Source organism: Vibrio ichthyoenteri ATCC 700023, from assembly GCF_000222605.1.
Classification (GTDB): domain Bacteria; phylum Pseudomonadota; class Gammaproteobacteria; order Enterobacterales; family Vibrionaceae; genus Vibrio; species Vibrio ichthyoenteri.
The window spans coordinates 1-14717 of the sequence record NZ_AFWF01000006.1; the positions used below are offsets into that span (position 1 = coordinate 1).

At 44.6% G+C, this 14717-nt stretch carries 10 protein-coding genes; 8 read left to right on the forward strand and 2 right to left on the reverse strand.

What is annotated here, in order from left to right; genetic code table 11:
- The 3 genes from RH85_RS00970 to RH85_RS00980 form a co-directional block, all read left to right on the forward strand.
- Positions 1-866 (forward strand): amidase family protein (locus RH85_RS00970; RefSeq protein WP_039948327.1); only part of this gene is annotated, 866 nt, incomplete at its 5' end.
- 85 nt (positions 867-951) lie between these two features.
- Complete coding sequence (locus RH85_RS00975; RefSeq protein ID WP_006710312.1) at positions 952-1950, forward strand: DUF2860 family protein; 999 nt, start codon at positions 952-954, stop codon at positions 1948-1950.
- A gap of 183 nt (positions 1951-2133) precedes the next feature.
- Entirely contained in the window at positions 2134-3150 is a 1017-nt protein-coding gene (locus RH85_RS00980; RefSeq protein ID WP_006710313.1) for a helix-turn-helix transcriptional regulator, read from the forward strand.
- Between the two features lie 189 nt (positions 3151-3339).
- On the opposite strand, the gene RH85_RS00985 is transcribed toward RH85_RS00980, so the two are convergent.
- Positions 3340-6735 carry an Ig-like domain-containing protein gene (locus RH85_RS00985; RefSeq protein ID WP_006710314.1) on the reverse strand — a complete coding sequence of 1132 codons (3396 nt, stop codon included), beginning with the start codon at positions 6733-6735 and terminating at the stop codon, positions 3340-3342.
- Positions 6736-7514: 779 nt separating this feature from the next.
- Between RH85_RS00985 and RH85_RS00990 the strand changes: the two genes are divergently transcribed.
- The 5 genes from RH85_RS00990 (at position 7515) to RH85_RS01010 (ending at position 13879) form a co-directional block, all read left to right on the forward strand.
- A complete protein-coding gene (locus RH85_RS00990) occupies positions 7515-8300 on the forward strand; it encodes a class I SAM-dependent DNA methyltransferase (protein WP_006710315.1) in 786 nt (261 codons plus the stop codon).
- Between the two features lie 258 nt (positions 8301-8558).
- Positions 8559-9455, forward strand: a complete 897-nt coding sequence (locus tag RH85_RS00995) for a lipase family protein (protein WP_006710316.1) — start codon at positions 8559-8561, stop codon at positions 9453-9455.
- 407 nt (positions 9456-9862) lie between these two features.
- Positions 9863-10801 (forward strand): LysR family transcriptional regulator, encoded by a 939-nt coding sequence (locus RH85_RS01000; RefSeq protein WP_006710317.1) that lies wholly within the window; start codon positions 9863-9865, stop codon positions 10799-10801.
- Between the two features lie 223 nt (positions 10802-11024).
- A complete protein-coding gene (locus tag RH85_RS01005; protein ID WP_006710318.1) occupies positions 11025-12980 on the forward strand; it encodes a TonB-dependent receptor domain-containing protein in 1956 nt (651 codons plus the stop codon).
- A gap of 14 nt (positions 12981-12994) precedes the next feature.
- Positions 12995-13879: an alpha/beta hydrolase gene (locus RH85_RS01010; RefSeq protein WP_006710319.1), complete on the forward strand. Its 885-nt coding sequence runs from the start codon at positions 12995-12997 to the stop codon at positions 13877-13879.
- A gap of 284 nt (positions 13880-14163) precedes the next feature.
- Here RH85_RS01010 and RH85_RS23655 read toward each other — a convergent pair whose 3' ends face one another.
- The gene (locus tag RH85_RS23655; protein ID WP_083824832.1) at positions 14164-14493 is read right to left on the reverse strand and encodes an EamA family transporter; all 330 of its coding nucleotides are present in this window, start codon (positions 14491-14493) and stop codon (positions 14164-14166) included.
- Positions 14494-14717: the final 224 nt, after the last annotated feature.

Genomic DNA, 14717 nt, shown 5'->3' on the forward strand with positions numbered 1-14717 from the left:
GATTGATAACAGGGCTTAGTAATGGCTCAACGATGGAAGATTTCACCCATCAATCGTTTATGTCACGTACCGTGCGAGACACAGCATTGGCCATCTCAGTAACTGAAAATCACACTAAAGACAGTTTTAATACTGCTTATCCAAGAACGCCGATCGGTATGATTCATACGCCGTTAAATCGCTCGATCCGTATTGGTGTCACGATGCGTGATATTTACGGAAGATTACCTGATGAGCAGACTCAAGCGGCGATCAGATCCAGTGTGACACTGCTTGAGCAACTTGGCCATGTTGTGATTGAAGTAGAGCATCCAGTGGCCGATGGGGAGCAGTTTATGCTGAGCTACATGGGCGTGTTTGGTAATAAGATGGCGCAGTTCGCCTCACAATTTGATGCTTTGGGCGCACCATTAGAATCGATGCCTGATAAGGTCAGTGATAATGTCACTTATCTAGCACGCACTATGCAGGCGCGAGTATTGGCTAACCCCAATTTGTATGAAGAATCACAGGCGCAATGCGATGCATTTGGTCTGAAACATAACCGTGAATTCTTCAATAACATCGATGTGTGGCTAACTCCTTGCGCTCAGCATTCACCACAAGATATTAGCTACTTTGATCAAAAGCTGCACTCAGGAGAAGAGATCTGGAAACGCTCAGAAAAGTTGATGTCTTACACGCCAGTAGAAAATGTTGCGGGTAACCCTGCCATGTCAGTTCCTCTCTATTGGACTGCCGATAACATGCCAGTTGGCAGCCATTTCTCTGCCGCTCGTGGCAATGACCGCTTGTTATTTGAATTGGCGTATCAGCTTGAAGCAGCGCGGCCTTGGGCCCACAGGCGTTCGCCATTATTTGCATGATTTGGCTGAGTCAAATCTCGTTTCAGCTCACGCAACAAAGGCGTGTACGGCATTCAAATATTCGAAAAAACCTAAGAGTCCTATTATGAAATCCCTTATTCCTATCTTTGCTACTTCTGTGTTGTTGACCGCTCCAGTGTTGGCCGCTTTGGCGCCAGAGCAGGGCTTGAGCGGTAATATCACCGTACTCACTATGACAACATCGAATAGTAGTGCGCTGGATGTTAAACAAGATAAGAGCCAAAGCGTTGCTGACCTTAATTCTTCTGGTAGTGCACAAGTGAGTGTATTACCGGGGCTACTCGGCTCCCTGCAATACACTTTTGGCGACGAGCTTAATAAACAACTGTTTATGGGGACGTCTCGAGACGATATCGTGACCGGTTCGTTGGCGTTTGAAATAGGCTATCGCCAACAATTTGCCAGTGGCATGGTGTTTGATATCTCAGCGCTGCCAACCTTGATTTCAGGTGAAGTGTGGGATGACCCGTACGCCGTTGATGAAGCGCGCAATAAAACCGATTTAACCGGCAATGTTATCCGTATGCAGTTGTCGCAAATTGCAGGTTCAAACTTTAGTGTCGATATGGCGGCTGGCGAATCAGATGTGGATGAAGAAAGGTCGGGGACCAAAGGTTTAAACCTTACGCCGGATGAGCAAAAACACCTAACGCGAGAGCGAAATTACTTTTATCTGAAAACCGGTTACCGTTACTTCTTGCCAGAACAGCAAGCAATACTGCAGCCGTCACTTCATGTCACCAGTTCACGCCCAAAAGGTGAAGCGCTTTCGTTTGTTAGCTACGGGGGCGAGTTGAGTTATGCGCGTAAGATCGAGAGGCACGGTTTTGTGTTAACGGCGAGCGCCGCTTTACGAGATTACGATGCGCAAAATCCAGTGTTTAGTCAGACGCGTAAAGACAAAGATTACAGCTTATTCCTCGCTTACGAATATACCGATATTCTTGGCTACCAAGATTGGGCGCTGGTCTCTTTTGTTGGCGCAAAAACCACTCAGTCGAATATTGATTACTACACTTCAGAGCAATACGTTGTCTCGGTTGGTTTAGATTACAAGTTCTAGACCGGACGGGTTGTAACAGGGAAGTAGGTATCTAACTTTGAGCCATCAAAGCGCCAAGATCGCAAATAACCGTCAAGACAATGGTTTTTGTCTGCCGCTTAGATACAATTTCTCGCAAGCGACCCTGTCACTGATGTCAGTGCGTATAAGCCTTACCAAGGACGCACTGGCAAGCGAGTAATTATGACCACCGACTTTAGTACCCAATTGCCCATTTTTTGGTTTCACTGCCTTGATGGGGCGATCAAGCAGAACAGTGAAGAGAGTGCCAATATTTGGGGTGGAGCGAAGCAGTATGCGCAATTGTGTCAGGCTGAAACCGTCTCTGCTTATCAACTCGAATTTGCGGTTGAGCAGCTTTATCAACGTTATGGTAACGAGCTGATAGAGATCTTTAGGCAAACCGCCGAGTATTATGATGAGTTAGAGCAGGGTGCTCCGGTACTGGCTATGCTAACGGCACCAACCTTACATGCCTTCTGTGATTTGCTTTGTCGCTATTCCTATCACATTCATCCGTTACTTAAAATTATTTGCCGCCAAACGGAAAGTGGTGGATTAGAGCTATGGACCATTACCGCAGAGTATGTGGATGAAACCACGTTAATGTCACACTTGAGCTTGGGGCTTTATCTGAGTGTGATATTAAAGTTGATCCGTCGCTACATTAAAGCGCCTGAGCTTTGTTTACCGATCTATATTAATCGGATCACCGTCGATCAGGGTATAACGCCGGTATTTGAACGCGTGTTTAACATCGAGATCAAGCAAGGCTACGCTGCTCGCTACTTTTTATTTGACCCTCAATTGGTCGATAAAGCCCACCGACGTTACGATCCTGAATTGCATGAGCACCTAAAACGGTTAGCAGAGCTGCAGACCACTCAAAGTCTAGAACACAGCATCATTGTAAAAGTGAATAACGTGTTCAAGAGTCTGGCAGTGATTGATATTACCCTAGAGAGCATTGCCAAAGAACTGCACATGAGTGGCAGAACCTTGAATCGAAAATTGCAGCAAGAGGGAGTGAGCTTTCGTCGGCTTTATGACAAATACCGTCTAGAGCAGAGCTTGAATATGCTTAACCAGCACAACGTTAATATTACTCAAGTCGCCCTTGAACTGGGTTTCTCGGATTCCAGTGCGTTTACACGCGCCTTCAAACGATGGACAGGTGATACCCCGACAAAGCGAGCTTAACGTGTATTGCTTTCTCTAAAGGTTGCGAGCACTCATCAATCAGGTCTTTTCCATCATCGAATCAACAAAAAAACACCCGCTGGTTTTCACCAGCGGGTGTTTCTATTTATGGCTATGAATCACAAGCGGAATCACAACCTTAGCTAAATCTCTTGATACAAATCGCTCTGTGGCGAGTTGCCTGAGAGATTATTGCGGGTTAAGACCTAGCTGTTTAAGCACAAGCTTAAAGTTCTCACGGCGCTCTTTCACATTGTGAACATCACCAGTTGAACAGGTTAGGTCTGGACAACCACGGTTAACGATACCTGAAACGTCATCAATGAACTGAGAACCTTGTAGGCCACTGTCCACGTACTTTTTCAGTTCGTTGTGGTAGTTCCAATCACCGTATTGGCCGCCTTCATCGTTGTACGCTTGTACTGACGTTACCCAGTAGAACAGACCTGCAATCCACTTAATTTCACGGTTCTCTTCAGAGCTACAAATTAGGCCTGGGTTTGAACAGAAATCAAGCTCAGCGTACAGTGGGTTCGCTGGTGGCGCTTCAACCGTTACACCATCGATAGTTTGACCAATGGTTGATGGATCAACGTGTGAACGACCTAGGTAATGGTTAAGCGTACCGAAGTTTTGGCGACCCGTAGTTTGGATTACACCACGGCCCCACCAACCACAACCTTCAACACTTTCTTGGCTGCTGCCGTCCCAAATGAAGCTACCCGCTTTTTGGCCAACGTAAGTCTTACAAGTATCACGTTCCCAAACTTGCTTAGAGGTATCTACTTTTTCTGGAACATCGTTACAGTGACCATTGTTGGTCCAACGACCTACCGCACCATTAACCAATAGACCACGTTCTTCAAGTACTGCATCAGGTGCTGCAAATACAGGAGCTGGCGCGCCGTACCATTTAGCATGAGTCAGTGCGCTTACTTCCATCTTGTTATCACGAGGACAAGAGTAAGCGTAGTCTAGGCCTGAAACTGGGTTTACACCGTAATCAGCGTACTTCTGACCAAGTTGGCCACAGCTTGCTGTCATTGGGTAATCCGCAGGAGCGCCGTATTTCACTTCTGACCAGTTGTTCTCATCACACGCGTTGTAACGGATAGTCTCTTGCATACTTTGTGCTAGGAACGCGGCAATCGCGACTTTTGCATAAGTAATGTTGGTTTGATCATCCGCTTCATCGCTGAGTAGCCAGAACTTGTTACCTGCTACACCAATGTTGTGCATTGCGTTTAGGCCATCAAGGAAATCAGCCCATTTGTATACTGTTGACGGCTCCCACTGTGATTGCGGAGTTTCGTAAAGGAACGCTTCATTGTTCATTACGTCTTCAGCATCGGCCAGCTGTTGGTTAAGTGCTTCAATACGAGTTAGTGAACCTTTTTCAAGTTCTTCACCTACGTAGTACAGTGGCACTTTTGCATCTTGGTAACGTTCAATCTTAGCCGTTAGAGCGGCATCATTCTTATCGAATAGAACCGCGAATACGTTGCTAAATGCTGCTTTGCGAAGTTTTTGCTCACTTGTGGTGTTACCCATGAAGTAAGTAGCCGTTTGCTCTGTTGGCATGTTTGCCAGCATGACAGGCGTCTTCACGTAGTCAGAAACTTGTTTCACGTACTCTAGCGCGTTGTGCCATTGCTCGCTTGATAACGCATCAGTTGCGTTAGATTTAGTGAAGGCAATGAAGTCCGCTTTGGTCACTGAATCTGCTTTGTACAGTTCAAACTTGTCGAGCATTTCAGCAGAGTAGTTCGATGCAGCATCCCATACCGACTGACGGCCTGAATGCGTGTCAAAAGCGAAATCGCCAATGCTTAGCGTCCAACCGTAACTGGCTTCAGGTGCAAGTGTGGTGATGATTAGGTTATGCGCTTGTGCCCAACCTTTCACATCGTTGCTCAGCGCGTTGATATCATCAACATCAATACGGCTACCAGTGATATCAACCGCGTTGATTAGCGCTTCTTTCACAGAGATGGCACCAAAAGATTGGCCTTTATCTTGAGTCGCAGTATCAAGCACGTCGCTGTTGATAATGATCGAAGTCGAACCGGCTTGTGCTGCTGCTTCAATCACAGCGACAAAGCTGTTAGTTAGCGCATTGAAATCCGCCAGATCAGCACTGTTGATTGCTTCAATGGTCACGTTTGCTGGAGCTGCTGTTGAAGCCATGGTTGCAGGACTTGCTACAACCAAAGTATTTGGCCAACCAGCAACTTCCAGACGAACAGGGTCCATCGGGTTTGGCAGTGATAGCAGTGGTGCGGTACCCGGTTCTGAACCGTCACAGTTTAAGTGTAGAGACCATGAAGCATCACTACCCGGGATTGACTGTGTCCAGTAAATTGCAGAGTAAGCGATGTTGTTGTGTACCATGATGTCACCGCCAGTCGCGTGTGTACCTTGCGTCCAGTCTGGGTAAACATTGAAGTCAGCACACAAACCACCTGGTGGTGTTACAGGTGGCGGCTCAACAGCTTCTTCTTCAACAGTGATTTTTACGTTCACGCTTGAAGAGAGATTTTGCGCATCGGTAGCGGTCGCTTTAAGCGTTACGTTACCTGCTTGAGTCGGTTGCCAGTTACACGCAAATGCATCCGTTGTTGCAGCATCAAAACTACAGATCTGCTTGTTGTTTGCTTTCACAACCAGTGTAGATAGGTCATTGTCTGCATCGGTTGCGTTTACTGAAATAGCAACAGAGTCTGTTACTTTAATCGTTGTGCCATTAGAAGGGGTCACGAATGAAACGACAGGCGCGACGAAATCTTCATTAACATCTGCTTCTACAGTGACATTAACTGATTGCTGTTCTAGCGTTTGGTTTTTGCTGTCTAATACCAGAACTTTAACGGTTCTGTTGCCAGCATCTTTTGGCATCCAAGTGTGCGTGTAAAGCGTTTGGCTTTGATCAACCGCTTTTTCAGCTAGTTTGGTGCTGTTTACCCAAAACTCAACTTTTGCTGCAAGTTCGCCGTCAACGCTTGCTTTAATCGCAATAGGTTGATCAGCTTTTAACACTTGGCCTGCAACAGGAGAAAGAACGGATAGTTCAGTTGGTTCAGGATCACCTGTACCTGGATCATTAGGACATTCTGTTAATTGCCAGAACCATGAACTCGCATTTGGAGTTTCCCATACGCCTGGGTTGTTTTGGGCAATAAAACACTGGCCGTCAAAAGAAACAACGTCACCATTGCTGACTTGAGTTTTGCCTGGCACAAAAGGAATAACATCGCCTAGATCTGGGTCTGGAGTCGGATCGGGATCAGGGGTTGGATCAGGGTCCGGAGTTGGATCAGGATCTGGCGTTGGGTCTGGGTCTGGTTCACCTGAACAAACAGAGGCATCCCAAAACCAAGAACTGGCGTTCGGAGTTTCCCAAACGCCAGGATTGTTTTTCGCGATGAAGCATTCGCCATTATAAGAAACCATATCGCCATTTTGTACTTTTGTTTGGCCTGGAACAAAAGTCACAATGTTTGACGTTAGATTAGTATCAGCAGCGTACAAATAGCCGCTGAACATAACACCGGCGAGCGCGGTTGTTATTTTGTTTATTTTTCTCACGGTTTAGTTCTTCTTTGATTTATTTATCCATGCAGATAAATGTATTAATGATTAGAGGTGAATGATGTCTCAATAACCGCTAATTCAGGAAGTTGACGTTATTAAAGGGTGGTCACCTATAAAATTGAGTATAAATGAACGGTTAGATTTATATCCACACCTTCGTTTGTCAGGTCTTTCCTACGTCGCGGTGCTCCTTACCAATAAGGGAAGGCGCTGATATTGTTGAATATACTTGTTCATTTTTGGTCAAACCCAGTTGCCATCAGTGTTCAAGCATGACAAAGGGGAATCTAACCGTTTTTGAATAAGTATAAGAAAACAACAGTTTCATCAAAAACCAGTTATATTAAAGAATAAGTAAAAATGTTTAACTAATGTCAGGGTTTATACTGCGAATGAATTAAATTATTTAATAATAAACATTCCATTACATGTTGAAATTATATGTTAGCAAATAAACCTATTTTCCCATGCAAAACTTTATTAGGTTTTATGACGTTAATTCCAACTATTGTTAGGTTGGAATAAATATCACACAATGCTGAATGGAGAAGAACTAGCCATTGCTGTTGTTTATTTGCGCACTAAAGAACAGCGGTATTTGATCGATAGAAATCGATAAAAAATCTCAGCAGTGGAGGAGTAGATCTTGATGGTGAGATCGCTGATGTGATTAGCACAAGCAGGTTGTTTGAACAAATGCCCACATCCCGTTAGATCGGCTGAAATGTCAAAATGGATGATTTTTCTTCGTAAAAGTGAAGATTTGATATAGGATGCGCCACCGAATTTTATTTGAGCATCCAACATTGGGTACAATTCCTTCAAACGCCCTTTATACCGACCTTTCTAGTTACTATGATTTGATGTGTGCTGACATTGATTACCAAGCGCAAAGCCGCTATGTACGTCGACTGCACCAACTGTTTGGTAACGAAGGTGCACAACATCTCGATTTGGCATGTGGCACTGGCCCACATATTCGACATTTCCTAGATTTTGGCTACCAAAGTAGCGGTTTGGATTTGAACCAACCAATGCTCGATTTGGCAAAAATTCGCTGTCCTGAAGCAGAGTTCATGCTGCATAACATGTGTAATTTCACGGTGGAACAACCGCTGGATCTCATTACCTGCTTCTTATACTCGATCCACTATAGCGATGGCATCGAAAACTTAAAGCAGTGTATTGCTCATGCGCACGCGGCATTAGCTGAAGGTGGCATGTTCTGCTTTAACTCGGTTAACCGCAACAAGATCGACAACCGCTCGTTTGTACGCCACAGTGCGATGCATGATAACAGTGAGTTTATTTTCAGCTCTGGCTGGAAATACAGCGGTGAAGGTGAACAGCAGTTCTTAACCTTGAGTATCGAAAAGCACACCGAGCTTGAAAAGCAGCTTTGGAACGATGAACACCCAATGGTCGCCGTTAACTATGAAGAGTTAAGCGCGTTGTTAGATCCGTATTTTGAAGTGCATATTTTTGAGCATGATTACGAGAAGATCTTACCGTGGGATGGCCAATCAGGTAACGCTTTCTTTGCGTGCGTGAAGCGCTAATTAGATTGAATTGTCTTATTGAAAGCCAGCAATATAATGCTGGCTTTTCTGTTTTTATCCGCCTATGAATCACGGTTTGATTTTCAAATCCACTTAGCTTGCCATACTAAATTCCACGCAACAAAAGACTGATAAGTAAAATAGTGACTCTCAGAATCGGCCGAGAATAGCGCTAAAAACACGTTCTGCCATTCAATCCATAAGCCATTTTGTTCAAGATGACCGTTTGCATTACAAGCGCATTGCAAGGGCATCAAAATGGCACAAATTGAACGCAACAAGCGCGGTGAAAACACGCCTCATGGTAAAAAAGTCACCCCTTACAAAACAGGTTTAGATGCTGGCAATGCTTATTGGATGGCACGGTTAGCCAAAGAGGTGTACCTCAACGCTAGCGAGAGCCAAACAGCGAACGACCAACCCAGCACGGCTCCAGATGAAGAGCGTATTCTTGCTAACCTGCTAGAAGAGGATAAAGGCTTTGTGAGCGTATTTGGTGTCAGTCGCAATAGTGAACAGGCTGCGCTGATAGAGCACCAAAACTACCTCTGTATTGCCTTTCGCGGTACCGATGAATTGGCCGATTGGCTCGATAACCTCAACGCTTTTTCAACCCCTGACCTATTTGGTGAGTTTCACCGCGGGTTTTGGCAATCAGTTGAAGATGTGTGGCCTTCGCTTAATGCCAAGTTTCGCCAGTTACAACAACAAACACCTCGGCCACTGTTTATCACAGGCCACAGCTTGGGTGGTGCTATGGCCACAATTGCCGCCGCTAAATTAGTACATGAAGATAAACCGTTCACCAGTGTTTATACCTTTGGCCAGCCACGCGTATTAACTCGTGCTACGGCGCGTATCTTCAATAGTGAGTGCCTATCGCGCTATTTTCGCTTTCATAACAATAACGACATTGTCACCAGAGCTCCCGCGCGTGTAATGGGTTATAGCCACATTGGCAGTTATCTATACATCTCCTCTGAGCAACAAATCCATCAAGAAGCGGGCTGGTGGTTTAAGTTTATTGATTATGTTGATGGCGCGGTGTCTGCGTTATTGGAAGAGGGTATCGATCTGGTTGAAGATCACGACATCGATAACTACTTAACCGCGGTAGAGAAGTGGGATTTGGTGGAGGCGAGTAGAGATAGATAGACGTGAGAATCGAGAAGCCAGAAAGGGCAATAAATGATACGCGACAACGTGCATTTTAACGCTGCCGAAGCTGTGTAGAGAGAATCCTTTTTCAGGGGATGACAAATGAAAAGCCTAGTCTACTGGTGGTCTTTGTCTAACTCATTTCAGCCCCTTTCCAAGCTAGCACATAATGAGTCATATTCTCTGAATGGGCATTTGACTTACATTTCCTTATGTCTAGAGCTCTAACAATGTGGCCAAATTTGCTAATCCACTACATATTCACATTCTCAACTAATCTCTTGGTTAAATTGCGTTAATAACCAAAGTATGTATTTTTAGTCGAGGTTGTTAAAAGGTGCTTATTTATGCTGAGTGTTGTGTATTATTCCCCAACGTGTATTTAACTCTTTAGCGATAAACTCATGAACCTCTCCCAGATTGACCTGAATCTTCTTTTCGTACTGAAACACTTGCTCGAAGAGAAGCACGTATCCAATACCGCGATGTCTCTGAATATGAGTCAGTCTTCGGTGAGCCGTACGCTACAAAAAATGCGTACCTTCTTTGACGATGAACTTTTGGTACGTAAGAAGTTCGGCTATGAGCTGACCCCTAAAGCAGAGTCGATTAAAGACGATATTAACAATGTCATCATTAACCTAGAGAAGTTGGTTCATAAGCAGTCGTTCGACCTAAGCAAGGTTGATAGTACTGTGAAGTTTTATGGCTTGCTGCCTCAAATTAATACCTTGATGCCCAAGGTAATCGCGAAGATCCGCAAAGAAGCGCCGAACATGATCGTGAGTTTAGATTCTGCGCCCAAGCGTCATTTCGAAGCCTTGGTCGCAGGTGATGTGCACTTTGCCTTATCTTCGCATCAGCCGCCTTCTGCTGAGCAAAATATCTATCGTATGACAGTGGCGAAGCGCACGTTCCGTTTGTTGATGAGCCGAGAGCACCCATTGGCGAATGAAACTCTGACCCCACAAAAGCTGGCGGAATATGATTTTGGCCAAGTCTCTCTACAAGGTGAGAAAAGGCTTTCTTTCGAACACAAATACCAAGAACTCGGTTTAGCCAATAAAAAGCAGCGCCTGTCTGCACCTGTGCAGTTGAGTAACTTCAGCTCAGCACCAAGTATTGCTGCTGAAACCGACATCATCTTTCATCTTCCAACGCCTTTCGCAGAAGCGGCGTGTCATGATCCCCGTCTGATCACCAGAGAAGTACCAGAAGAACTCCATTTGAGCTTTCAGGAAGTTTATTTGTACTGGCACAAGCGATTTCATGATGACCCGATGTGCGAATGGGTACGTGAAATCTTCAAAGACCTCTATGTAGGCAAAGATACCTACTCTTAAAAGAGAGTAACTTCTAGATAAGTAAGGCCCGAAGTCTGAGTGACCTGAGAGCCGTTATTCGCTACATCATCAGTTTCATATCAAGCATAAGATGAAGGTAACTATCCGCCTGGCGGATAGCGATATTCTATTTTGGCGATAGCAATATGCTTGAAGCGAATGATTTACGCCGCTCTAATTGAGAATGATTATTAAATACAATCTCAATTTAAGTAGAGCCAAGATGAACACTATTCAAACGTTTACTCGTTCTCCCCTTTCTAAATCTATAGCTGCTGCGTGTTTTGTATTCCCTGTAATGGGTTTTGCTAACGAACAAGCAAATCAAGTTGATACCGAAGCTTTGACCATGGAAGCGACGACTATGGAAACCATGATTGTGACAGCAGCTGGTTATGAGCAGGTTGTCACTGAAGCGCCAGCGTCGATCAGCGTTATTACTCGAGAGCAATTGGAAAATCGATCGTATAAGGATTTGACAGACGCGCTGCGTGATGTACCCGGTGTGATAGTGACAGGTGGTGGTTCGAGCCAAGACATTTCAATACGTGGTATGCCTGCAGAATACACGGCGATTTTGGTCGATGGACGCAAGCAGTCTGGCCGTGAAACACAACAAAACAGCAGTGGTGGTTTTGAGCAAGATTGGCTACCACCTCTAAGCGCGATTGAGCGAGTTGAAGTCGTGCGTGGCCCAATGTCGACGCTTTACGGTTCAGACGCGATTGGCGGTGTGATCAACATTATCACTCGTAAAGATTATCAAGAGTGGCATGGCAGCGTACGTGGTGAAACAACACTGCAAGAGAACTCATACTCGGGCAATTCATATCAAAGCCAAGTGCATCTAGCGGGCCCGCTTATTGATGGTCTGTTGAGTGCTTCTTTCTCTGGCTTGTATCAAGAGCGCAAAGAAGATGAGATTCTTTACGGATACGGTGGCAAAACATTAGAGAGCTACCGTGGCGCACTTCATTTGACGCCGACAGATGACGACACCTTCTCGTTTGATTACACCTATCACGATCAAGAACGTGTGACGACGGATGGCAAATCGAAAACCTCAGATTCTGAGCGTGTGAACAATCGTCAATCATTGGGCCTATCTCACTCAGGCAACTACGACTGGGGCTCGGGCACTTCATACATCAACAATGAAACGGTTGAGAATGAAGGCGGAGAAATGGAAGTTGAAAACCTGACTCTGAACTCACAATGGTCTATGCCTGTGCTTGAGGCGCATTACTTGACTATTGGCTTCAACTACACACGTCAGGAGCTGGCAGATTCTGCAGAAGATCATGTCTTCAAAAATAACCAATGGTCACTGTTTGCGGAAGATGAATGGTACATCACTGATTCTTTTGCGCTAACAACTGGCCTCAGATTTGATCAAAATGACGTGTTCGATTCTCACCTGAGCCCTCGTGTTTATGGTGTGTGGAGTGTTGACTCGTATTGGACAGTGAAAGGCGGTGTTTCAACGGGTTATCGAGCACCAGGCTTAACTGAGATGGAAGCGGGTTGGGCGCAAGAAAGTTGTGGTGGCGACTGCTCGGTTTACGGTAATCCTGATCTAAAAGCCGAGACGTCAGTGAACAGTGAAATGGGCGTGTACTTTGTTGGCGATTCCGATTTAAGCTCGAACATCACCGTGTTCTACAGTGACTTTAAAGACAAGATCGACAAGAAAGAGCTGAGCACTAACTGTGGTCGACGTGGTTGTGATTCTACCTATGTGAACATTGAAGATGCGATTACTTACGGTGCTGAGTACACAATAAATAAAGGCATTACCGAGACGATTTCTATCGGTTCGACGTATACCTATACACATACTGAGAAGCAGTCTGGTGAAGATGAAGGTAAGCCACTAACGCAAATTCCTGAGCATTTAGTTACCGTAAATGCAGATTGGCAAGTACGTGATGATATCCAATCTTGGATGCGTGTGACATACCGTGGCAAAGAGTCAGAACCGACAACGAGCAGCTCAAGAACGCAATACGAAGCGCCATCGATTACTTATGTTGACTTAGGTGCCAACTGGTATGTGCAAAAGAACCTGAAACTGATGGCGGGTATCTACAACCTATTTGATGAGCAAACCGATTACCAAGAGTTTGGCTACGTTGAAGATGGTCGTCGTTACTGGTTAGCGGCAGAAGCGTCATTCTAGATAAGAGGTTCACAATGAAAAAGATAACAAAATTGCTGATGCTTTCATTTGTTGGATTATCGGCAGCCAATGCCAATGCGGTGTACACAGTAGAAAAGGACATCTTGTTTAAGACGGTAAAAGCACGAACGATCAAGCTTGATCTCTACCTTCCCAAAACAGAAGCAAAGGCTGATGGAAAATATCCGTTGCTCGTTTGGGTACATGGCGGTGCATGGAAGCGAGGCACTAAAGACGATATCCCGACTAAAAACCCGTTGTTGCTTAATTCTGTTTTAAGTGAAGGTTATGCGTTGGCTGCGGTCGATTATCGTTTAAGTGGCGAAGCAACCTTCCCAAAACCAGTCGCGGATATTAATGATGCCATTAACTACCTTCATGACCATGCTAACAAGTACAATCTTGCCGCCGATAACGTGGTTATGATGGGGCGTTCAGCTGGTGGTCATTTAGCGGGATTGGTCGGAGCAAGCAATACGCACGGTGACATTAGCTTTTACTCCGAACCTAAGTATCGAGTGGCTGGCGTGGTGAGCTTTTTTGGCCCGACGGACCTGCTGGAGCTGGGCAACAAAGGAAGCAGACCGACCAGTAAAAAGTCGTCGGTATCTCGCTTCTTAGGTGATATTCCTAGTGAAGTACCAGAGTTAGCGGCACAAGCTTCAACGACCACCTATATAAACAGTGATGCTCCTCCTTACATTCAGTTCCATGGAACCGTAGATAAGCGAGTGCCTTTAGCGCAAAGCCAGATCCTCAAACAGACTTTAGACAAATACGGTATTGAGAATCAGCTGTTTATCGAGGAAGGTGTTGGTCATAGTGCTCCAATTTTTGATACCGATAAGTATGTACCGTATGTGATTGCGTTTTTAAAGCGACATTATCCAATCAAATAATCCCTACTTTTGTGGCGTTACAACGCGCTAGAAAGCATTCATTGAGCAATTTAAAGCCAAGTTGAACACTCAAGTTAAACTTGGCTTTTTTTCATAGTGCGCGTTCGTAACAATATTGTGTTTATTCATAACTGATCTGATCCAGTTATACAGATTACTAGAGCAGATTAAAGTTGCCATACTTTAAATAATTCATGCTTTACTAAATTAGATAAATCGCAACACGTTTCTGTCCAACAATTATTCAGAAAAGCTACCCTACATGGTTACTGTGCAGGTACGTGTCATGAGTTTTTGTGGCGAGTTAGATTAATAGCGAACAGCCCTGAAACGATAATAACAGTGCCAATTATATGGTAGGTCTCAATACCTTCACCCAAAATAATGTAACTCAATATAGCGGCTATGACAGGCATGAAATTCATCGAGAGTGAAGATTTCATGGCGCCAATCATATCGATCGCTTTTTTCCAGAGATACGTTGAAATAATGGAAAGGAGGAATACCACATAGACGATGAGTGGGATTAACTCGGTAGAAGGGATACAGTTTTCTTCAGTGCCAAATTTTTTCCCTGTTGTATGTGAAATTGAGTGATAGCAACATCCTATCATCCACACAAAAATCCCCAAAAAGTGCTAATGGTGGGCGGAATTCAATTCGATTTAGCCAAGAAATTTCATCAAGATTAAATAATTTTTTTGGAAAAAGTAGCAGGGTTACTCTTTTTTGGTTGGTTCAAGCTGTTGATTTGGTTGTGTTTTAAAATAAAAGTAGAAATAACTATCTATTCTACATGTCAGGTGTATAGTGTCAGCAGCTCAACTAGCCTAGCTAT

Coding starts and splice junctions, on each gene's coding strand:
- RH85_RS01010 (WP_006710319.1), top strand. CDS start 12,995: ATGAAAAAGATAACAAAATTGCTGATGCTTTCATTTGTTGGATTATCG.
- RH85_RS01005 (WP_006710318.1), top strand. CDS start 11,025: ATGAACACTATTCAAACGTTTACTCGTTCTCCCCTTTCTAAATCTATA.
- RH85_RS23655 (WP_083824832.1), bottom strand. CDS start 14,493: ATGATAGGATGTTGCTATCACTCAATTTCACATACAACAGGGAAAAAA.
- RH85_RS01000 (WP_006710317.1), top strand. CDS start 9,863: ATGAACCTCTCCCAGATTGACCTGAATCTTCTTTTCGTACTGAAACAC.
- RH85_RS00995 (WP_006710316.1), top strand. CDS start 8,559: ATGGCACAAATTGAACGCAACAAGCGCGGTGAAAACACGCCTCATGGT.
- RH85_RS00975 (WP_006710312.1), top strand. CDS start 952: ATGAAATCCCTTATTCCTATCTTTGCTACTTCTGTGTTGTTGACCGCT.
- RH85_RS00990 (WP_006710315.1), top strand. CDS start 7,515: ATGCGCCACCGAATTTTATTTGAGCATCCAACATTGGGTACAATTCCT.
- RH85_RS00980 (WP_006710313.1), top strand. CDS start 2,134: ATGACCACCGACTTTAGTACCCAATTGCCCATTTTTTGGTTTCACTGC.